We start from the raw sequence: 22543 nt of genomic DNA on the forward strand, positions 1-22543 counted from the left end.
CACTATTATTCACTATAGGGCGGGTTGATTTTTCCTTAAAAAAATATAAAAAACCCGCTGAAAAAAGCGGGTTTTTAGTTTATATAAAACATGTTCAAGAACCTTAAAAATAGGCATTTGAAAAAAATAATATAGTTCAAAATGATACGCCTGTTTTCAAAAACTATTCAGTGGTTTAGGTAAACGGGTATTTTGAATTTTAATTGGCATAAATTAGGATAATAAGTAAAGGTGTGATATGAAAGTTTTGAAATTTGGCGGGACCTCTGTCGCTAACGCAGAACGTTTTTTGCGAGTTGCAGAAATTATTGAAAATAATGCTAAGCAAGAACAAACTGCAACAGTTTTATCTGCACCAGCTAAGATTACTAATCATCTGGTTGCGATGGTTGAAAAAACCGTAGCAGGGCAAGATATACAGAATAATATTTATGATGCTGAAAAAATATTTGCTGATCTATTAGCCGGTATCGCAAAAAAACACCCTAATTTTGCCTACGATAAAATGAAAAGTTTTGCTTTAGATGAATTAAATAATATCAAGCAATTATTAGAAGGCATTCGTTTATTAGGGCAATGTCCAGATAGCATTAACGCTTCAATTATTTGCCGAGGCGAAAAACTATCAATTGCTATCATGCAAGAGTTGCTCAAGGCAAAAGGGCACTTAGTCACAGTAATTAATCCTGTCGCAATGCTCATTGCTGAAGGCGGTTATCTAGAATCTACCGTCGATATAGCAGAATCCTCACATCGCATTAGCGAAATGCATATTCCACAAGATCATATTATTTTAATGCCAGGTTTTACCGCTGGGAATGATAAAGGCGAACTTGTTGTGCTTGGTCGTAATGGTTCAGATTATTCCGCATCAGTATTAGCCGCCTGTTTGCGTGCAAGTTGTTGTGAAATTTGGACCGATGTAGATGGCGTCTATACCTGTGATCCGCGAATTGTGCCAGATGCTAAATTGCTTAAAACCATGTCTTATCAAGAAGCGATGGAACTGTCTTATTTTGGTGCTAAAGTGCTTCACCCTAGAACCATTTTGCCGATTGCACAATTCCAAATCCCATGTTTAATTAAAAATACCAATAACCCAGATGCACCCGGCACACTCATCGGTGCAAATGTTGTTGATTCAACAACCCCAGTAAAAGGCATCACTAATTTAAATAATATGGCGATGATTAACGTATCAGGCCCAGGCTTAAAAGGTATGGTTGGTATGTCGGCGCGTGTTTTTTCGGCTATGTCTTACGCGGGTATTTCTGTTGTTCTCATTACTCAATCTTCCTCAGAATATAGTATTAGCTTTTGTGTACCACAAGCAGAGCTCTATCGAGCAGAAGAAGCATTAGGTGATGAATTTTATTTAGAATTAAAAGATGGATTATTAGAGCCAATTGAAGTCATCGAAAAACTAGCGATTATTTCAGTTGTGGGTGATGGAATGCGCACTTTACGTGGACTTTCTGCTAATTTCTTTACAGCATTGGCTCGCGCCAATATTAATATTGTTGCCATTGCTCAAGGTTCATCCGAGCGCTCAATTTCGGTTGTAGTTGATAATGATGTTGCAGTGATGGGCGTAAGAGTTACTCATCAAATGTTATTTGGTACCGATAAAATGCTGGATGTTTTTGTAATTGGTGTTGGCGGCGTGGGTGGTGCGCTTATTGATCAAATTGAGCGACAACAAAAGTGGCTCAAAAATAAACAAGTTGATCTGCATGTTTGCGGGTTATTTAACTCTAAGCACGGTGTACTTAATCGAGATGGCATCAATCTGACAAATTGGCGAGAGCAAATAAAACAGAGTGAAACAAGCTATACTTTAGATAGCATAATTGAATTTGCTAAGAATAACCGATTACTCAATCCAATTTTAGTTGATTGTACATCAAGCAGTGAAGTTTCTGATAAATATGCTGACTTTTTGGCTAATGGATTCCATGTTGTTACGCCAAATAAAAAGGCTAATACCAGTTCAATGGCTTACTATTTACGTTTACGTCAAGAAGCCGCAAAAAGTAAACGTAAATTCCAATATGATACCAATGTTGGGGCAGGACTCCCTGTTATTGAAAATTTACAAAATCTACTTAATGCCGGTGATGAGCTAATTAGATTTTCAGGTATATTGTCTGGTTCATTATCCTTTATTTTTGGTAAGCTTGATGAGGGTATGTCACTATCTGAAGCAACAAAACTTGCTAAAGAAAAAGGTTTTACTGAACCCGATCCTCGTGATGATTTATCAGGTACCGATGTGGCAAGAAAATTATTGATTCTAGCCAGAGAAGCGGGTTTGCAGCTTGAGCTTGATCAAATTAATGTTGAATCCGTTTTACCAGAACAATATGCACAAGGTAATGTGGATGAATTTATGACTAAATTACCGCAACTTGATGCTGAGTTTAAATTAAAAGCCGAGCAAGCAGCAAAACAAGGTAAAGTATTACGTTATGTTGGTAGTATCGAAAATAATCAATGTAGCGTTAAAATCGAAGCTGTTGATAGTGATGATCCACTTTACAAAGTGAAAAATGGCGAGAATGCCTTGGCATTTTATACCCGTTATTATCAACCTATTCCACTGGTATTACGGGGTTATGGTGCAGGCAATGATGTAACTGCAGCCGGTGTCTTTGCTGATATTTTACGTACGACATCAGGCAAGATTGGAGGCTAAATGAAACAGCAATCTTTAACGGTTTATGCACCAGCATCAATGGCAAATATTAGTGTAGGTTTTGATATTTTAGGTGCGGCAATTCACCCCATTAGTGGGGCGATGCTAGGTGATTGTATTACTGTTGCGCCCGCTGAAGAATTTACTCTTACCAGTAAAGGGCAATTTGTAAAAAAATTACCGCGCGATCCAAAATACAATATCGTTTATCAATGTTGGCAACGATTTTGCCAAGCTATGGGTAAAACGTTACCCGTGCATATGACCCTTGAAAAGAATATGCCAATTGGTTCTGGTTTAGGTTCTAGTGCTTGTTCTGTCGTTGGCGCTTTTGTTGCTTTAAATGAATTTTTTGATAAACCGTTTAACGAGTTTCAAATGTTGTCAATGATGGGTGAACTTGAAGGTCGAATTTCAGGTAGTGTACATTATGATAATGTAGCGCCTTGTTATTTAGGTGGTTTACAACTTATTATTGATGAAATCGGGACAATCAGTGAGTCGATTCCGCACTTTAACGATTGGTACTGGGTAATGGCTTACCCGGGGATTAAAGTGTCGACAGCTGAAGCGCGTGCGATTTTACCTGCTCAGTATCAAAAAGCTGACTGTGTTGCGCATGGTCGCTATGTAGGTGGATTTTTGCATGCTTGTTATACTCAGCAACCAAAATTAGCAGCGGCAATGTTGGTTGATAATATTGCTGAACCTTATCGTAAACAGTTACTACCTAACTTTGATCAGACGCAAAAACGTGTTAAACAGCTGGGTGCGTTAGCATCGGGTATTTCGGGTTCGGGTCCAACAATGTTTGTCATTGCTGATAAACTTGAAATTGCTCAGCAAATTGAAGCATTACTCAAAAGTGATTATTTACAAAATGATGAAGGTTTTACCCATATCTGTAAAATAGATACACAAGGTGCAAGAGTTATTTAAAATCCTATAAAAAGCGTAATTGAAAAAATTATTTTTTTGGTTGATAGATAATAAAACGAATAAATTATTACAGCATAAATATAACTGGAACATATTATGAAATTGTACAATTTGAAAGATCATTCGCAGCAAGTTAGCTTTTCCCAAGCTGTGCAACAAGGATTAGGAAGAGGGCAAGGTCTATTTTTCCCGCAAGAATTACCAAAATTTTCTGAAAATGAAATTGAAGCATTATTAAAACTGGATTTTATAACTCGTAGCGCCAAAATTTTATCGGCGTTTATTGGCGATGAAATTAGTCAGGATGATATGTATCGATTAGTTAATAATGCTTTTCAATTTCCAGCGCCGGTCAAATCGGTTGAAGCAGATATTGGTTCATTAGAGTTATATCATGGTCCAACACTTGCGTTTAAAGATTTTGGTGGACGTTTTATGGCACAAGCGTTAGTGCAAGTGGCTGCGGATAAACAAATTACGATATTAACAGCAACTTCGGGTGATACAGGTGCCGCAGTGGCGCATGCTTTTTATCATTTACCTAATATTCGTGTTGTCATTTTATATCCCGAAGGAAAAATTAGTCCATTACAAGAAAAGCTATTTTGCACCTTGGGCGATAATATTCATACTATCGCTATTAAAAGTGACTTTGATGCGTGCCAAGCCTTAGTTAAAAAAGCATTTGATGATGAAGAGTTAAAAGCACTAATTGGATTAAATTCTGCAAATTCGATTAACATCAGTCGTTTACTGGCACAAATTTGTTACTATTTTGAAGCTTATGCTCAACTGACACCAGCGCAACGTCAACAATTAGTGATTTCAGTACCTAGTGGTAACTTTGGTGATTTAACAGCCGGTTTATTGGCTAAAACAATGGGGTTACCAATTAAACGTTTTATTGCTGCAACGAATGCAAACGACACGGTGCCACGCTATTTAGAAACTGGAAAGTGGGAGCCTCATGCAACAGTTGCTACGCTTTCTAATGCTATGGATGTGAGTCAACCGAATAACTGGCCTCGTATTGAAGAGATTTATCGTCGCGAAGGCTGGGTGTTAAAATCACTTGGGCATGCGGCGGTGTCTGATGAAGTCGCTTCACAAACGGTAAGAGAATTAGATAAAAAAGGTTATTTGTCTGAGCCTCATGGCGCGATTGCTTATCGGGCATTACGTGATCAGCTGCAAGCAGGTGAATATGGATTGTTTTTAGGTACGGCTCATCCAGCAAAATTTAAAGAGGTGGTTGAAGATATTCTTGGTAAATCAATTCCACTGCCTAAAGCATTAGCTGAACGTGCAGATATGACACTACTTTCGCATCATATGCCAAATGATTTCGCCAAATTACGTGATTTTTTAATTAATTTATCTTGGTAAAATTAGTTCCGCTGCCAATCGGTGGCGGATTATTCTTTATCATCAAATATGGTTTAGCTAATTTCAGTTATTTATTTTGCTATTAAATTTATCCTCACGATTTTTACATTCAATCACATATACATTATTTTAGTAAACACCAATTCAATAGTATTTATTTTGCTGTTTAGACATATCTTGTTTAAATCACTATTTTCAGCTATTGTAATATCAATTAGGCCATTATAAGGATATTGTTATGTACTGTCCGTTTTGTAATGCAGATGATACAAAGGTGATTGATTCGCGTCTTGTTGGTGAAGGTTATCAAGTCCGTCGTCGTCGTCAATGTGTTGAGTGCAATGAGCGTTTTACCACATTTGAAGTGGCTGAATTAATTATGCCTAATGTGATTAAAAGCAATAAAGTTCGAGAACCATTTAATGAAGATAAGTTGCGTAATGGAATAAAACGAGCGCTAGAAAAACGCCCAGTTAGCTTTGATGCGATCGAAGATGCAATTACGCGCATAAAATCAAAAATCAGAGCTACCGGTGAACGTGAAGTGCCAGCAAAATTAATTGGTAGTTACGTTATTGAAGAGTTAAAAAACCTCGATAAAGTCGCTTATATACGTTTTGCATCAGTTTATTTTAGTTTTGATGATATAGAACAATTTAGTAATGAAATTGCTAAATTACAACAAAAATAATGACCCTTATGACAACGCCTTACGATACCGATCAACTTTATATGAATCAAGCCATTGAGCTTGCTAAACTTGGTCGCTTTACTACAACACCTAATCCCAATGTCGGTTGTATTATCGTTAAAGATAATCAGATTATTGGTAAGGGGTACCATCAAAAAGCGGGGCAACCCCATGCGGAAGTTTATGCTTTGCAAATGGCGGGTGCTAATGCCGTAGGTGCAACTGCATATGTAACATTAGAGCCTTGTAGTCATTTTGGACGCACTCCCCCTTGTGCCGATGCCTTAATCAAATCAGGGATAAAACGTGTTGTGATTGCTATGCAAGATCCTAATCCTAACGTGGCCGGTAATGGTATTAAACGTTTACAAGATGCTGGTATAGCGGTAACTGTCGGTGTTTTAGCTGACCAAGCGGAAGCAATTAATCAAGGTTTTTTAAAACGTATGCGCACAGGCTTACCTTTTGTCCAACTTAAACTGGCTGCTTCGTTAGACGGAAAAATCGCCATGGCATCAGGCGAAAGTAAGTGGATAACCTCAAACAAAGCCAGAGAAGACGTACAACAGTTTCGTGCTCAAGCCAGTTGTATATTAAGTACCCGTAAAACAGTACAAACCGATAATGCAAGTTTAACCGTTAGATATCACCAATTACCCGATGACATACAGAAAATCTACCCTGTAGACAAGATTAGACAACCCATTAGAGTAATTATTGATGGTCAACATCAACTAACCGGCGATGAAAATATTTTCCAACAACCCGGTGAAACTTGGGTTGTACGAAAGCAAAATTTATCGATTGCAATGCCTAATACATCGTTGATTGTAGAGCCTTCAACTAATCAGTATATTGATTTAAACGTTTTACTCGAAAACTTAGCGCAAAAGCAGATAAATAGTGTTTGGGTTGAAGCAGGCGCACACCTTGCTGGTGCGTTAATTGAACAAAATTTAGTTGATGAATTGATTATTTATTATGCGCCAAAATTGCTAGGCCATAATGCTAACGATATGTGTATTTTACCCAATTTGCAAAAATTATCCCTAGCTCCTCAATTTCAATTTGAATCAGTTGCAGCAGTTGGTGAGGATATGCGCGTTATTCTAAAAAGAAAATCATCTGCAATTTGATAACAATTCAATTCCCTATTTTGAAAAAAGGAAAACGTTAATTTGAATAGCGAACGGAGCCTTTTGTATGAAAAAGCAAGCTTTAACAAGCTGGATATCGATTATTTTTTTACGTTAGATGAGTATCAAATTATCGATGATTTTATTTATGCGGATATATCTGGAATAGCAAAAGTATGTGGTTATCAAATTCTGTTTTTTTATATTTTGGGGCATGTTGAAGTATTATCACTGGAAGATGTGGTGGAGAACACGTTTTTACGTGATAAAGCTAATCAAATTTTAACTTATCTAGGCTTTGATTTTAAAATGGGGCATCCGTTTGAGTTAACAGATGAGTTTAATCATAATTTTAAGTTCAAAGACTCTATTGATGACGATCAGGTGCGTTATTACTATGATTTTGACGAGATGTTAATTGTTTTAGGTATTAATTGGCAGGGATTTTTAGTTTCATTCGAAATGGTAAAAGATAAGACAATTATCCATAATCGCCTGAAAAATTTTTATTCATAAATGAACTGTATTTTCTATTGCAAAAACGAACTGTGCTCAGTTGAGTAACGGCATCTATTGTTAATAAGATGCCGATACCTCTATGAGTTAAATGCGAATACTTGATTCGGTGATTATCATGAATTACCTTGAAGAATGGCTAATAGTTGTTCTGGTGTTTTTACTGCTAAGATGCGCTCAAGTGTATCGTCTGCAATTACGGCACGTGTTAATTTACGTAAGATATCTAAGTGCTCATTTGATTTAGCTGCAATGCCAACGACAACATAAGCAATATTATTATCTTCATCCCACTTGATACCTTGTGGATAATAAATCACTTTAAGTCCTGATTCGATAACACTATCACGTTTTTCGGTTGTGCCATGTGGAATTGCTATACCATTACCCAAAAAAGTCGAAATTTGAGCATCACGATCGAACATTGCTTGAGTATAATCATTTTTGACTAATCCCGCGTTAATCATCTTTTCAGATACCGCTCTTATCGCCTCTTGTTTAGAAAAAGAGCCATCTATGATTGAAATATCATTGACATTAAGTTTTAAATTGCTCATTTGTTATCCTTATTTTGTTAGTCTACCGCTGATGAGCGGTAGACTAATTTGTTGATTATACTGTTGCTTTATTGGCTAATTTTTTGTTTTGTGCAATACGAACTAAACCTAATAAAATAGCGCCAACTATTGCGCCCGCGAAAATGCAACCTACCCATAAAAATGGTTTATTGACCAGTGGCAGTACTAAAAAACCACCGTGAGGTGCAGGGACTTGAATTTGGCATAAAAAGGTTAAAACAGCTGCAATAGCAGACGATAACATCATAATTGGAATCACGCGCAATGGATCTTTTGCTGCAAAAGGTATTGCTCCTTCTGTAATGTGTGTTGAACCCAAAATATAATTGACCAGACCAGCTGCACGCTCTTCTTCAGTAAAGGCTTTATCGCGGAAGATTGTTGTTGAAAAAGCAATAACAAACGGAGGGGCAATACAAGCTGCAGAGACACCAGCCATAAAATAGAAATTGCCTTCACCTAACAACATGGTACCTGTTACGTAAGCGGCTTTATTTACTGGACCACCAAAGTCGAATGAACACATCGCACCAATAACAATACCTAATAAAACAGGATTAGCAGATTGCAGTGATTCAAGGAATGACTTCATGGCATTATTTACTGTCGCAATCGGACCACCGAGTAAAAACATACCTGCACCAATCACAAATACGCCAATGAGTGGCATAATGAAAATGGATTTAAGCCCTTCAAATGAACGTGGAAGTCCATCTAACAATTTTTTGACAAACAGCATTAAATAACCGGCAGCAAAACCAGCAATAATCCCACCAAGGAACCCAGCTCCGGTGATATTAGCAATCAGTCCACCGACAAATCCGGCAACCATTCCTGGTCGGCCAGCTATAGAGTACGCTAAGAAACCGGTAAAGATAGGAACCATAATGCCAAACGCTTGCCCACCAATTTTCATTAATAACGCGGCAAATTCATTATATTGAGCATTATCAGGGTTAGCTGAATATATCCCCCATAAAAACGATAACGCAATTAAAACCCCGCCAGCTACCACAAAAGGTAACATGTTCGAAACGCCGCTCATTAAGTGTTTATAAATTTGACGACCAATGGATTCTTTAACTTCTATCTGGTTAGATGATGAATTGGATTTGTCTGAATTGTTATTTTTGCCTTTACGGATGGGAACAGCGCCTGATGTGATTTGTTCAATAAGTACTTTAGCTTTATGAATACCATCTTTAACAGGTACTTCAATAACAGGTAAACCATTAAAGCGGTCAGGGTTGACATCTTTATCAGCAGCAATAATTACCCCAATTGCCTCGCTAATATCTGCGTCTGTAATAGCGTTATCAACACCGCCTGCGCCATTGGTTTCTACTTTTATTTCAAAGCCAGCTTTTTCGGCAGCGCTTTTTAAGGCTTCTTCCGCCATATATGTATGTGCAATACCAGTTGGACATCCTGTGACAGCTAATATTTTTCTCATAATGCTCTCCTATTTACTTGATTTGGGTAACGACAACTTGACCCATATAAATGTCAATTTTGTCTAATTGACCTAATCCATCTGACTCGGCAACATTAGCGCCTGTTGCTGAGGCCTTTTTCATGGCTTTTTCAATATTTTGTTGTTCAAAAAGCCACTCACTAATAAATGCAGCAAGCGATGCGTCACCAGCACAAGCCGAACTAACTAGATTTATTTTCACCGCATTACAAAACCAAATATGCGTGCCGTCTGAAAAGTACATGCCTTTGTCACCCATTGTTAATAAAATGTTTTGTGCGCCTTTTAAATGAACAGCCTCAAGTGCGGTTATGATTTGCTGTTGGGTATTAGTTTCAAGTCCAAAAATTTCTTTTAGTTCATCGTCATTAGGTTTAATTAATAATGGCTTATACTTTAGTAATTCACTTAATTTGGGATGACTAATATCAAGAATGACTTGGATATTTTTGGACAGACATAAATCTAAGATAGACTGATAATAATCTGGTTCAATATTATTTGGCAGACTTCCGCTGATCACTAAATAACTGTCATTGGCTAATGAACTAATAATCGCTAGCATTTCACTTTTTTTGTTATCAGGAACAAACGGTCCTTTCCCCACCAGTTTATATTCATTATGCCCATCGTTGACAAAAACATTGATACGCGTGATATCATCAATAAAGCAAGGTTTGGTTTCAAGTTGCAATTTAGTTAATTCATCAACAATGTACTTACCCGAAAAACCACCAAAGAAACCTAAAGCACAGGTTGGTTTATTGAATTTATGTAATACAATCGATACATTGATAGCTTTACCATTTGGGCTATATTCCGTATGTGAAGTACGATTGACACAATTGGGATAAAGCCCTTGGCAACGAATATTCATATCAATGGCGGTATTGAGTGTTAAGGTATAGATCATCATGCTTAGCCTCTATAATTTTCCTGCGCATCCGCATGTTGTGATGATTTTTTTGACGATCTCTTTCATTGCTGCTTTTGCTGGTTTCATATAGTGACGAGGGTCATTTGCATCAGGATGTTCAATAAAATATTGTTTGAGGGCATCAGAAAACGCGATTTTTAATTCTGTCGCTACATTGACTTTACAAATACCGCGTTTAATGCATTCACGTACATCTTTATCTGGCACGCCCGATGCGCCATGTAATACTAGTGGAATATCGACCATTGAACGTATTTCCGATAAACGATCAAAGTCTAGTTTGGGTTCTGATTTATAAAGACCGTGCGCAGTGCCAATTGCAATTGCCAGTGAGTCAATACCTGTTTTTTCTATAAATTCAACTGCTTGTTTAGCATTAGTGTATAAAGCATCTTTAGCATCAACAACTAAGTCATCTTCAACGCCACCTAGTCGTCCTAATTCTGCTTCTACACTGACATCGTAACGGTGAGCATATTCAACGACACGTTTAACAATGGCAACATTTTCAGCGAATGGAAAATGAGAACCATCAATCATCACAGAGCGAATACCTGCATTGATTTTGGCTGTTATATCATCATAGTCTTCATGGTGATCTAAATGAAGCGCTAAAGGAACATTATGTTTTTTCGACAACTCATAAGCAATAGCGACAATATTTTCTGTTCCTGCATAACTATAGGTTCCTGGGGTTCCTGCTAAAATCACAGGGGACTGTAATTGAGCAACTGTTTCTACAATGACTTGCATTGTTTCTAAATTATGGATGTTAAAGGCGGGTACGGCATAGTGCTCTTTTTGCGCTTTTTTTAACATATTGTGGCTAGAAATAATTGACATATAACTTCTCCTAAAATTTTTATTAACTACTTAATTTTTTAACTTTCGAATTGAAAGTTATTTTTTTAAATTATGATTGCAAAACGAAAGTTATACTAGTGTTAATAGCGTGAGGTGGATCACAAAAATAGATTTTAATATGTCGAACAAGATAAACTTGTTGCTAAAGTTGCATTTTAACGTTTAACTGGTCAAGGCTGATTTAAGACTACTAAATCGCGATAATTAACATTGATTCATGTTTAGGAATAAATTTCTTCACATTAATTGATGTTGACCACTTGTATGATAAATTTTATTATCATCTTTAGATATTTATCAGTTATATAGGAAATAAAATTTGGCTAGAGCGTCTTCAGCCCTACTAAAACGTAGGTTAGATATTGCCGAAATCGTACGTAAACAAGGTGAAGTAAAAGTAGATGACTTATCTGACAAGCTTCAAGTATCTAATGTTACCATTCGGCAAGATTTAACATATTTAGAACAACAAGGTTATTTAAAACGATCCTTTGGTGGAGCAATTTATATTCCACCTGAAAGTTTGGCTAACCAAACTTCTTTCGACTCTGTAAATTATAGTAATATCAATTTAAATATCAGTGAAATCGATATCGTTAAAAATTGTTTAGATTATATAAATGATGGCGATACACTTTTTTTAGGTCATGGCACTTTAATTCGAAAACTCATTCCTTTTTTGCATAATAAAAAATCCTTAAAATTAATTATGAATGATATTCAAAATGCTCAATTGGTTAAGGAGTTTTCAGATGCCGAAGTCATATTAGTGGGGGGGGTGCTTTTAGAAGGTAATATTTTGCAAAATAATAATGCCCTAACTGAGGTTGTTAACCAATTTTCTATTACCCATTTTATTGTCGAATTGGCAGCTATCAATGCTAATAATCATTTAATTATTGCTAATATTGATCAACAAAAAACATATCAACAAATATTTAAAAATGCTGACCATACTATTGGCCTTTTACCTCAACGCTTGGTAATGAATGATGAACACAGTATCGGAAAATTAAAGCATTTAGATACGGTTATATTATCAAGACCAGTTGTCACCGAATATCATCAACAATTATTAGATTCTAATTTTAAACAAGATGTGGTTAACAAATTTTGCGTGATCTATCGTAATGCAAAGGGGATGTAATATGCAATTTAAAATTTGTACTATAGGAGAATTGCTAGTTGAGTTTTTAGCTAAACAGAAAAACCAACGTTTTGACGAACCAGGTGAGTTTGTCGGACCTTTTGTCAGTGGCGCACCAGCAATATTTGCTGATCAAGTTGCAAAATTAGGTTTTCCAGTTATTTTTTTTGGTTGTGTTGGCAAAGATGCTTTTGGTCACATGTGCACTAAGCGATTAAAACAAGATGGTGTGATTATTGAGGGGATTACCTCGCATTATAAAGCTAATACAGGTAGTGCATTTGTAACCTATAAAGACTTAAATGAGCGCGATTTTATCTTTAATATCCCAAATAGTGCCTGTGGTCTACTTTCGTTCAATCATATAAATGAAAGTTTACTAAAAGATTGTACCCATTTACACGTTATGGGCTCTTCACTTTATTCTTTTCGCGCCATTGATGCTATGCGTAAAGCACTTGATATTATTAAAAGAAATGGTGGCACAATTTCGTTTGATCCTAATTTGCGTAAGGAGATGTTTAATATCCAGGAAATGGAGCAATCGTTTGATTATATCATGGAATATACCGACATATTTTTACCAAGCGAAAGCGAGGTCAGTTATTTTGCCCATAGCCATGATGAGAGTGAACAACAAACCATGTTTTCATTACTCGAAAAAGGAATTAAACATATTGTGGTGAAAAAAGGTAGTAATGGTGCAGACTACTATGGTCACGATGAAAAAAATAAATTATACACACTTCATGTCGACGGTTTTGCCACAAACGTCATTGATCCAACTGGAGCGGGTGACTGTTTTGGTGCAACCTTTGTGAGTTTGATGTTAGCCGGATATTCTGTCAAACAGGCTTTGCGCTATGCGAATGCGAGCGGTGCTCTAGCTGTATCTAAAAAAGGTCCAATGGAAGGGACATCGACATTAGATGAATTAAAACAATTTATTTCTAAATATAAATAAAATCAGTTGAACAAATTTGCAAAAAAAATCCCAATAACATGGTTATTGGGAAAACATAAGGAATAGGAAAACAATGAAATAAATGCATTGTCGAGTGTTAGTATGCGCCTTTTTTTAAAAAATGTATGTAAAGATAACTAAATGATTGCTTAAATAGATTGTATCTATCTTGTTAAGTAAGTGTAAATGGCTTGATTCTCGTCACTAATTCATTATTTTTTATTGTGTTATCTATAAGAAGATCTCTAATAATGAGTTTAAAAACAGCTTACCGCGTTCGGTTATTTGCCAATTATGTTTATGTTCAATCAAATAGTTTTGCTCTATGGCAAGGTCAATCTGCTTACTTACCGATTGCAAGGGTAAAAAAGTACGTTGTTCAAATTCGTGCTTGGGCGTTGCTTCAAATAATCGGAAACGATTCATAAAATATTCAAAGGGTAGATCTTGCGACGCTACTTGATAAGCGTTTTCTAAATATCGACCTTCTAAATACCCTTTAGGGTGACGTGTTTTTACTGTCCGGGTAATTTTGCCATTCGATTGGGTAATTTTACCATGCGCTCCGCAGCCAATCCCTAAATAATCACCAAAACGCCAATAATTTAAATTATGTTCGCATTGATAGCCGGGTTTGGCATATGCTGAGGTTTCATATTGTTGATAGCCTTGTTGAGTTAAAAGTTGATGCCCTTGTTGATAAATTTCCCATAGGTTATCGTCATCAGGTAAGATTGGTGGTTTGGAACCAAATAATGTATTGGGTTCAATAGTTAGTTGATACCAAGACAAATGCGGGGGGGCTAGCTTAATGGCTTGCTTTAAATCATACAATGCATCATCAATGGATTGATTCGGTAAGCCATGCATTAAGTCTAAATTAAAACTATGTAAATTTAGGTTATGAGCAAGAGTACCTGCATTTATGGCTTCTTCAGGGTTATGTATGCGTCCTAAATTTACTAGTTTAGCCGATTGAAAGCTTTGCACGCCAATTGAAATACGATTAATTCCTGCTTGCTGATAACCCTTAAACCTTTCTACATCAACAGAATTTGGGTTTGCTTCAATTGTTATTTCTGCCTCGCTCTCTATTGGAATAATTTTATTAACGTCGATTAATAACTGATTAATCAATTCGGCTGAAAATAGACTTGGCGTGCCTCCACCGATAAAAATAGAGTGAATTGAGCGATCAGGACACAGTTTGACATCTTGCCGTAAATCTTCAATAAGATGTTGAATATAAGCTTGATAATCAGGTGTTTTTTTCACCGTATGTGAATTAAAATCACAGTAAGGACATTTTTGAACACACCAAGGCATATGAATATATAAGCTAAGCGGAATTTTATAATCAAACATATGCTTTTCCATAAATTTTTGTCAAATACGCAGAATAAGTTTAAATGAGCTGGCTATATTACTCGTATTTATTAAAAAAAGCTTTTTTACCTTTATTCTATTTCTAGAATGTGGTGAAAAAGCGTAAAATAGAAACAATTTTAGATTTAGTTTATGACATTGATTGTCGATCAGATTAAACATTATAGGAGTAATTATGAGTATTTTAAAACAACTATTGGATAGTGCTAAACAATCTCAGTCTTTAAGCCCATCTGTTAAACAAACTACCTATGGTGAATTACCTATTTTAGTCATTAATCACCAAACTTGTACAGCCGCGGTTTCACTACAAGGTGCGCATCTATTATTTTGGCAACCGACAACTGAAACTGCACCAGTCGTTTGGTTAAGTAACAACGCCGTATTTAAAAAAGGTACCGCTATTCGTGGTGGCGTACCTATTTGTTGGCCTTGGTTTGGTAAATTAGGTGATCCTATGCATGGTTTTGCCCGTATAGTGCAGTGGACTCTAGATTCATGCAACGAAGATAATGATGGCGTTGATCTTGTTTTATCGTTAACCAATAATCAACAAACTGAGCCGTTTTTTTCAAAACCTTTTCACGTTTGGTTACAGATTCATATTGGTAATACTTGCCAAGTCACGTTAACTTGCCAAGGCGATTTTGAAGCAACAAGTGCATTACATACCTATTTTGGTGTAGATAATATTAACAATGTGCTTGTTAAAGGTTTAGGAGACAGCTATCAAGAACGTTTAGCAAATGAAAATAAACCCACTACTGTAGGTCAGCTGACTTTCAATCAAGAAGTCGATCGTATTTACACCCATGCCGATAATAAGTTAATCATTAAAGATGGGCAACGTACTATTGAGTTAACTAATAATCATTCGACCGATGTTGTAACATGGAATCCATGGGTAGATAAAGCAAAAGCAATGGCTGATTTTGCTGATGATGAATATCAATCTATGGTTTGTGTCGAAACTGCGTGTATTACTCAACCTTTAAAACTTTCGCCAACAGAAAAAGTGTCTTATGGTTTTAAGATAGAATTAATAAAGTAAACGGTAAATTCGTATTACAAACTTAATCGATACTTGGTTTTGATTAATAGTAGTATGATTATTTGATTGCGTTAAATTGCAGAACGCTTTATAATCGCTAGCGCTTTTTAAGCAACTATTTGATAGCCAATTACTGGGTCGCCTGTAATTGGTTTTTATTTGAAATTACTAAGAGAAATTAAAATGTTTACATTAAAAGCAGAAGTTAGAAAAGAGCATGGTAAGGGTGCGAGCCGCCGCCTGCGTCACGCTGGTCAATTCCCAGCTATTATCTATGGTGGAAGTGAAGCAGCAGTTTCTGTTGTGCTTGATCACAACCATATTTTTAATATGCAAGAAAAACCAGAATTTTATTCTGAAGTATTAACTATTGAAGTTGACGGTAAAGCTGTTAAAGCAAAAGTACAAGCAGTACAACGTCATCCATTCAAACCAAAATTAGTGCATATGGATTTTGTGCGCGTATAAATTATCCATCAATTGGGTAACACCCAATTACTAATCCACGCAAAAGGTCGCCTTCATGGTGACCTTTTGTTTTCGTATCAAATAAGGCAAATACCTATTATTATGATTAGCTCTATTAACTGAGTGTACATAGGTAGGACAACGTAATAAAATAGATAATATGCTTTTTTTAGGAGAAAATTATGTCTGATATCCCAGTTTGCGATTTAGTTATTTTTGGTGCTAAAGGGGATTTAACGAGACGTAAATTATTACCGTCTTTATATCAATTGGAAAAATATGGTAAGTTGCCAAAACAGACTAAAATTTTAGGCGTAGGTCGTGCTGATTGGGATCATGCTGCTTATTGCGAAGTAGCCAAAGAAGCATTGGCTACTTTTATGCCAGAACCTATCGACGACGCGATTTGGCAACGATTTAGTCAACGACTTAATTTTCATAAATTAGATGTCAATAATCTTGCTGGTTTTAGCGCATTAAAGGATGAACTTGACCAAACCAGACCAACTATTTTTTATTTTGCCATGCATCCTGGTGCGTTTGGTACTATCTGCCAAGGTTTAGCTGAAGCGGGATTAAATCAAATCCAAAACCGAATTGTTATGGAAAAACCACTCGGTACCGATTTACAATCATCGCGTGAAATTAACGATTCTGTTGCGAAATATTTTAATGAGTCACAAGTCTATCGTATTGACCATTATTTAGGTAAAGAATCCGTTTTAAATTTATTAGCATTACGTTTTGCAAATCCTGTATTTGCCTCATTTTGGGACCGAAATTCAATCGATCATGTTGAAATTACTGTTGCTGAGCAAGTCGGTATTGAAGGGCGTTGGGGATATTTTGATAAAGCTGGTCAAATGCGTGATATGGTACAAAACCATTTATTACAGATTTTAACTATGATTGCAATGTCTCCACCATCTAATCTTGGTGATGATAGCTTGCGTAATGAAAAAATCGCTGTACTTAATGCACTTAGACCAATTAATAAAACCAATATTCGTGATAAAGTTGTTAGAGGTCAATATACCTCAGGATTTGTTAACGGTATTAATGTACCGGGGTATTTAGAAGAAGATGGTGCAACCCCAGACAGCCATACTGAAACCTTTGTGGCTATTCGTGTCGATATTGATAATTGGCAGTGGGCGGGAGTCCCTTTTTATTTGCGTACTGGTAAGCGTTTACCAAGCAAATGCTCAGAAGTGGTTGTTTATTTTAAACCATTACCACTGAATTTGTTTAGTGAATCTTATCCTGAGCTGCCACAAAATAAGTTAACCATTCGATTACAGCCTGATGAAGGTATGGATATTGAAATTCTTAATAAAGTGCCAGGGTTAGATAGTACCCATACTTTACAAACAACTAAGCTTGATTTAAGTTTTAGTGAAACTTTCCATCAACATCGTGCTGATGCTTATGAACGCTTGCTACTTGAAGTGATGCGAGGACGACAAGCACTATTTGTTCATCGTGACGAAGTTGAAGCTGCTTGGAAATGGGTTGATTCTATTATCAATGCATGGGATGCTGATAATGACACACCAAAAACTTATCAAGCTGGTACTTGGGGACCGGTTGCATCAGTCGCTTTAATTACTAAAGATGGCTATTCATGGCATGAATTTGAATAAAAGGAATATCCAATATGGTTACACTAAATAAATATGCAACAAGTGAGTTATTAGTTGAAGACCTGACTTCACACATCGTGAATGAACTTACCAAAGCGATTCAAATTAGAGGACAAGCTTCGATAGCTGTATCGGGGGGTAAAACGCCTATTCCTTTATTTATTGCTCTTAGTGAGCAAAATTTAGATTGGAGCCGTGTATTTATTACTCTGGTTGATGATAGATGGGTTGATGATACTGATGATGCCAGTAATGAAAAATTGGTCATGACTTACTTATTACAAAATAAAGCAAAGTTGGCTAATTTTATCGGTTTAAAAAATAGCTGTAATAATCCATTTGATGGCGCGTCAATTACTGAAAAACAGTTAGACAAAGTACCAATGCCATTTGATGTATTAATTCTAGGTATGGGGGAAGATGGTCATACTGCGTCATTATTCCCTGGCGCTGCGAATTTAGCTGCCGGTTTAGATATGAAATCAGGCCGTAAAGTTATCGGTATGACACCATTAACAGCACCTTTAGATCGAATTACTTTAACGCTGCCTACTATTTTAAATAGTCACAATATCTATCTACATTTAGTGGGTGATAGTAAAATGTCAGTATTAGAACAAGCCGAACAAGGTAAAGATATTAACCAAATGCCAGTTAGAGCAATTTTACAGCAAGATAAAGTTAATGTGACCATATTTTGGACTGCTGCGTAAGCCTATTGATTGTGCCGACTTATGTCGGCCACAATCTTTCTTTAAAGCCTCAATCATTACTCATCCATTATGAGTAATATTTAACTTCATTACTTTATTCACATCATCTCTTAATCATATTTTTTCTATTGTTAGTATGAACGTTTAAAAAATAAATCATTTAACAAATTGATTTAAATAAATATTTTAAATATTCAAAGCTGAAGTTATTTTTAGTAAAAATAGCGTGCACTTATTTTTATGAATATTCGCGAAATTAATTGATTAAATACCTATTATTTTTGTAACTTTTGTGGTAAAAAGTGGGTTTAAGTGGTAAAAAAGTAAGAATTATTTAACCATCTGATTTTAATCAATAAAAAAATAATAAAAATTTAAAGAAAACGGTGCTTTCATGTTCAGTGGTGCAACTTCAGTCAATTTAGATAGTAAAGGGCGGATGGCTATTCCTACTCGCTATCGTGATGCTTTGTCTGAAGGCATGGTTTGCACAATTGGTTTATATCATTCTTGCTTGTCACTTTACTCAATTTCTGAATGGAAAAGTATTGAAAAGCAACTATCAACACTTTCTACTATTGTTGAGTCAGAGCGTCGAATAAAACGATTATTACTAGGCTATGCAATTGAGTGCCCTATGGATAATTCAGGTCGGATTCTATTACCGCCTACATTACGCACATACGCAAAATTAGAAAAACATGTCATGTTTGTAGGTCAATCTAATAAATTTGAAATTTGGGATGAAGTCATCTGGTATCAACAAATTAGTGAAGATATTGCTGAGCTGTCGGCTGATATTACAAACTTATCCGATAATTTAAAAAATTTAACGATTTAACTAAATAATAGAGTACAAGACTAATGAGCTATCTACATACAACTGTTTTACTAAATGAAGCTATTGCAGCATTAAATATAAAAAAAAACGGTATTTATGTTGATGGAACTTTTGGTCGAGGCGGTCATTCTCGTTTAATTTTAAATCATCTAGGTAATGAAGGAAGATTAATTGCCATTGATCGCGATGCCAAAGCTCAACAGGCAGCGAGTGAAATCATTGATCCGCGATTTACCTTTATTCGTGGTGAGTTTTCTAATGTATATCAATATATTGATAATTTAGGCTTACTTGGTAAAGTTGATGGTTTTTTATTGGACCTTGGGGTTTCTTCTCCGCAACTTGATGATCCGCAAAGAGGATTTTCGTTTATGCGTGATGGCCCGCTCGATATGCGGATGAATAATCATCAGGGCATGACAGCAAGTGAGTGGCTATTAAATAGTGATGAAGCCGATATAGCATGGGTATTAAAAACATTTGGTGAAGAAAAATTTGCTAAACGTATTGCGCGAGCTATTGTCGAAAAAAACAAAATTATGCCGATTACTCGCACATTAGAGTTAGCCAATTTAATTGAACAAGCAACACCTAAAAAAGATAAACATAAACATCCAGCAACACGGAGTTTTCAAGCAATTCGTATATATATTAATAGCGAACTTGAAGAAGTTGAACAAGCATTGAACGCCAGTTTGTCGATACTTGCCAACCAAGGACGGCTTGCCGTAATTAGTTTTCATTCTTTAGAAGATCGAATAGTTAAGCAATTTATTAGCAAACAGAGTAAAGGACCTGAGTTGCCAGCAGGATTACCACTTACTGAACAACAAATTAAACAATATGGTGGTGCCGAGTTAAAATCACTTGGCAAGGTAAAACCAAGTATGGATGAGATTAATCACAACCCGCGTTCAAGAAGCGCAATATTAAGGGTAGCTGAAAGGAAAAATGAACAGTAATCAAGCAAATGATAGCGAAAATTTTTATGCTGAAATCGACAATCAAAAGCGACCAAGTAAAAGTTTATTTGGCTTAATTGTTGGTGATTTGCTCGGTCATCAAAAAATTTCATTATTATTACTTATACTTATCATTATTACAGCTGGAGCCGTATTAATCACAACGCAACAAGTTCGTAAGCAACTATTTGAACGTGAGCAACTTTTACTAGAACAAGATGTTTTAGAGAGCGAATGGCGTAATTTAGTTATTGAAGAAAATGTACTTGCCGATCCGAAACGTGTTGAAGATAAAGCTAAAAATCAATTGGGTATGTCATATGTGACGCCTCAAAATGAAACCGTTATTGTGATAAAGAGTAAATAATGAAACCTGTAGTGAAAAATAATAAAGATAAAACTAAAAAGGTTGTAAAAACAAACAAAGCAAATAAACCGAACAAAAAACAGTTTTTTACACCTAACCGTTTTTATATCGTCTATGGCTTTATTATATTTGCTATTGTGTGTTTAATTATTCGAATGGCAATATTGCAGATAATAGAACCAGATAAGCTTATTGCTGAAGGTAATAAACGATCCATTCGCCATCAAGAAATGGATGCACCGCGTGCCATGATTACTGATCGTAATGGTCGAGCGCTTGCCGTGAGTGTGCCAATGTTTGATGTGTGGGCGGATCCTAAAATTGTTGTACAAAAAGGTGGTGTCAAGGCTGATGATATTAGGTGGCAAGGTTTAGCCAAAACACTCAATATATCAATGTCAACCTTACAGCAAAAATTGAGTAATCCATCTATGCGTTTTGTGTATTTAACTAAGCAAATTACACCAACAATAGCGGATTATTTAAAACAGTTAAAACTACCGGGTATTTCGTTTGCTAAAACATCCAAACGTTATTATCCCGCTGCTGAAAATATTGCGCAGTTAATTGGTTTAACCGATATCGACGATAACGGCACCGAACGGGGTTCTGAAGGGATAGAAAAAAGCTTCAATAAATGGTTAATTGGTGAATCAGGACAACGAGTCGTAAGACGTGACCGAGTTGGTCGGGTTATTGAAGAGTTAGAACGAACTGATAGTGAAGCCGCATCCGATTTAACGTTAAGTATTGATGAACGCTTGCAATCTTTAGTGTACAGCGAATTAAGTCAAGCGGTTGAATTTAATAAAGCCGATAGTGGAACAGCTGTTTTAATTGATGTGCATACAGGTGAAATTTTAGCGATGGCAACGAGCCCATCTTATAATCCTAATAATCGTTCCTCTATTGATTATAATTTATTACGTAATAGAGCTGTCACTGATGCGTTTGAACCTGGTTCAACAGTTAAACCATTAGTTGTTATGGCAGCTTTAGAGAAAAAAATTGCAGATGTGAATACCATCATTGATACCCGACCATTTTTTGTGAATCGGTATGAAATTAAAGACGTGTCGTATCAAAAATCATTAAATCTAGCGGGCATTTTAGAAAAATCAAGTAATGTTGGGGTCAGTAAATTAGCATTACAAATGCAGCCTGGCGAGTTAGTTGAATTTTATAGTCGTTTTGGTTTAGGTCAGCCAACGGGATTAGGATTAGGTGGTGAAGTGAGTGGATCTATTGCTGCTGATCGTACCAGAAAATGGGCAGATATTGAGCGCGCCACCTTTGCATTCGGGTATGGTTTAAGTGTCACACCGTTACAATTAGCCAGAGCTTATGCAACTATTGGTAGTTACGGTATATATCGTCCTGTTTCTATCTTAAAAATTACAGAACCGGTTAAAGGTGAACGCGTAGTACAAGAAAAAATAGCTAAAACAGTCGTGCAATTGATGGAAGCTGTGGCTGTGACAGGTGGGGGAACTAAAGCTTCGGTACCTGGTTATAGTGTTGGCGTTAAAACGGGTACTGCAAAAAAATTATCGGGTGGACGCTATGTTAATCAATATTTAGCTTATACCGCAGGAATTGCACCGGCAACCGGTCCTAAATATTCATTAGTTGTCGTTATTGATAACCCGAAAGCCGGTCAATATTATGGTGGTTCAGTATCCGCACCTGTTTTTAGCCGTATTATGGGGGGGGTTCTTCGAACAATGAATGTGAAGCCAGATCGTCAAGTTGATGGGCAAATGATTATTTATTAACAGGTGGTAA

At 36.2% G+C, this 22543-nt stretch carries 21 protein-coding genes; 16 read left to right on the forward strand and 5 right to left on the reverse strand.

The window, feature by feature from the left end; genetic code table 11:
* Positions 1–238: 238 nt before the first annotated feature.
* From thrA to J3U66_RS00820, 6 genes are all read left to right on the forward strand, one after another.
* Positions 239–2695, forward strand: a complete 2457-nt coding sequence (gene thrA, locus J3U66_RS00795) for a bifunctional aspartate kinase/homoserine dehydrogenase I (RefSeq protein ID WP_267347580.1) — start codon at positions 239–241, stop codon at positions 2693–2695.
* Positions 2696–3634: a homoserine kinase gene (thrB, locus tag J3U66_RS00800; RefSeq protein WP_065633899.1), complete on the forward strand. Its 939-nt coding sequence runs from the start codon at positions 2696–2698 to the stop codon at positions 3632–3634.
* 96 nt (positions 3635–3730) lie between these two features.
* The gene (gene thrC, locus J3U66_RS00805) at positions 3731–5020 is read left to right on the forward strand and encodes a threonine synthase (RefSeq protein ID WP_267333566.1); all 1290 of its coding nucleotides are present in this window, start codon (positions 3731–3733) and stop codon (positions 5018–5020) included.
* A 238-nt stretch (positions 5021–5258) separates the two neighbouring features.
* Positions 5259–5711, forward strand: coding sequence for a transcriptional regulator NrdR (gene nrdR / locus J3U66_RS00810; RefSeq protein ID WP_065633897.1), 453 nt, complete (start codon positions 5259–5261; stop codon positions 5709–5711).
* An 8-nt stretch (positions 5712–5719) separates the two neighbouring features.
* Positions 5720–6847, forward strand: a complete 1128-nt coding sequence (gene ribD, locus J3U66_RS00815) for a bifunctional diaminohydroxyphosphoribosylaminopyrimidine deaminase/5-amino-6-(5-phosphoribosylamino)uracil reductase RibD (protein WP_267347581.1) — start codon at positions 5720–5722, stop codon at positions 6845–6847.
* A 42-nt stretch (positions 6848–6889) separates the two neighbouring features.
* Entirely contained in the window at positions 6890–7363 is a 474-nt protein-coding gene (locus J3U66_RS00820; RefSeq protein ID WP_267347582.1) for a hypothetical protein, read from the forward strand.
* 116 nt (positions 7364–7479) lie between these two features.
* Here the strand turns inward: J3U66_RS00820 and J3U66_RS00825 are convergent, their stop codons facing one another.
* Genes J3U66_RS00825 through J3U66_RS00840 form a run of 4 tightly spaced genes read right to left on the reverse strand, consistent with a single transcriptional unit; the run spans position 7480 to position 11195 of the window.
* Entirely contained in the window at positions 7480–7920 is a 441-nt protein-coding gene (locus tag J3U66_RS00825) for a PTS sugar transporter subunit IIA (RefSeq protein ID WP_267347584.1), read from the reverse strand.
* Between the two features lie 55 nt (positions 7921–7975).
* Positions 7976–9394 (reverse strand): PTS fructose transporter subunit IIC, encoded by a 1419-nt coding sequence (locus J3U66_RS00830; RefSeq protein WP_267333562.1) that lies wholly within the window; start codon positions 9392–9394, stop codon positions 7976–7978.
* A 13-nt stretch (positions 9395–9407) separates the two neighbouring features.
* Positions 9408–10328 carry a 1-phosphofructokinase gene (gene pfkB, locus J3U66_RS00835; protein ID WP_416379583.1) on the reverse strand — a complete coding sequence of 307 codons (921 nt, stop codon included), beginning with the start codon at positions 10326–10328 and terminating at the stop codon, positions 9408–9410.
* 12 nt (positions 10329–10340) lie between these two features.
* Positions 10341–11195, reverse strand: coding sequence for a tagatose bisphosphate family class II aldolase (locus J3U66_RS00840; RefSeq protein WP_267347586.1), 855 nt, complete (start codon positions 11193–11195; stop codon positions 10341–10343).
* 340 nt (positions 11196–11535) lie between these two features.
* Between J3U66_RS00840 and J3U66_RS00845 the strand changes: the two genes are divergently transcribed.
* Both J3U66_RS00845 and J3U66_RS00850 read left to right on the forward strand, forming a co-directional pair.
* On the forward strand, positions 11536–12363 hold the full coding sequence (locus J3U66_RS00845) for a DeoR/GlpR family DNA-binding transcription regulator (protein WP_267333559.1): 828 nt from the start codon (positions 11536–11538) through the stop codon (positions 12361–12363).
* A 1-nt stretch (position 12364) separates the two neighbouring features.
* The gene (locus tag J3U66_RS00850; RefSeq protein WP_267347588.1) at positions 12365–13327 is read left to right on the forward strand and encodes a sugar kinase; all 963 of its coding nucleotides are present in this window, start codon (positions 12365–12367) and stop codon (positions 13325–13327) included.
* 231 nt (positions 13328–13558) lie between these two features.
* Here J3U66_RS00850 and hemW read toward each other — a convergent pair whose 3' ends face one another.
* A complete protein-coding gene (hemW, locus tag J3U66_RS00855; protein ID WP_267347589.1) occupies positions 13559–14692 on the reverse strand; it encodes a radical SAM family heme chaperone HemW in 1134 nt (377 codons plus the stop codon).
* A 196-nt stretch (positions 14693–14888) separates the two neighbouring features.
* On the opposite strand from hemW, the gene J3U66_RS00860 reads away from it, so the two are divergent.
* The 8 genes from J3U66_RS00860 (at position 14889) to ftsI (ending at position 22533) form a co-directional block, all read left to right on the forward strand.
* Entirely contained in the window at positions 14889–15764 is an 876-nt protein-coding gene (locus J3U66_RS00860) for a D-hexose-6-phosphate mutarotase (protein ID WP_267333556.1), read from the forward strand.
* A 183-nt stretch (positions 15765–15947) separates the two neighbouring features.
* Complete coding sequence (gene rplY, locus J3U66_RS00865; RefSeq protein ID WP_267333555.1) at positions 15948–16232, forward strand: 50S ribosomal protein L25; 285 nt, start codon at positions 15948–15950, stop codon at positions 16230–16232.
* Positions 16233–16414: 182 nt separating this feature from the next.
* The gene (gene zwf, locus J3U66_RS00870) at positions 16415–17875 is read left to right on the forward strand and encodes a glucose-6-phosphate dehydrogenase (protein WP_267333554.1); all 1461 of its coding nucleotides are present in this window, start codon (positions 16415–16417) and stop codon (positions 17873–17875) included.
* A 14-nt stretch (positions 17876–17889) separates the two neighbouring features.
* Complete coding sequence (gene pgl, locus J3U66_RS00875; protein ID WP_267333553.1) at positions 17890–18588, forward strand: 6-phosphogluconolactonase; 699 nt, start codon at positions 17890–17892, stop codon at positions 18586–18588.
* 394 nt (positions 18589–18982) lie between these two features.
* The gene (gene mraZ, locus J3U66_RS00880) at positions 18983–19429 is read left to right on the forward strand and encodes a division/cell wall cluster transcriptional repressor MraZ (RefSeq protein ID WP_267333552.1); all 447 of its coding nucleotides are present in this window, start codon (positions 18983–18985) and stop codon (positions 19427–19429) included.
* A gap of 23 nt (positions 19430–19452) precedes the next feature.
* A complete protein-coding gene (gene rsmH, locus J3U66_RS00885) occupies positions 19453–20391 on the forward strand; it encodes a 16S rRNA (cytosine(1402)-N(4))-methyltransferase RsmH (protein WP_267347591.1) in 939 nt (312 codons plus the stop codon).
* Positions 20381–20758, forward strand: a complete 378-nt coding sequence (ftsL, locus tag J3U66_RS00890; RefSeq protein ID WP_065633882.1) for a cell division protein FtsL — start codon at positions 20381–20383, stop codon at positions 20756–20758. Before rsmH ends, ftsL begins: the two co-directional genes overlap by 11 nt.
* A complete protein-coding gene (gene ftsI / locus J3U66_RS00895) occupies positions 20758–22533 on the forward strand; it encodes a peptidoglycan glycosyltransferase FtsI (protein ID WP_267333550.1) in 1776 nt (591 codons plus the stop codon). The genes ftsL and ftsI overlap by 1 nt, the downstream gene beginning before the upstream one ends.
* Positions 22534–22543 lie beyond the last annotated feature (10 nt).

The organism is Gilliamella sp. B2969 (assembly GCF_026536195.1).
Taxonomy (GTDB): domain Bacteria; phylum Pseudomonadota; class Gammaproteobacteria; order Enterobacterales; family Orbaceae; genus Gilliamella.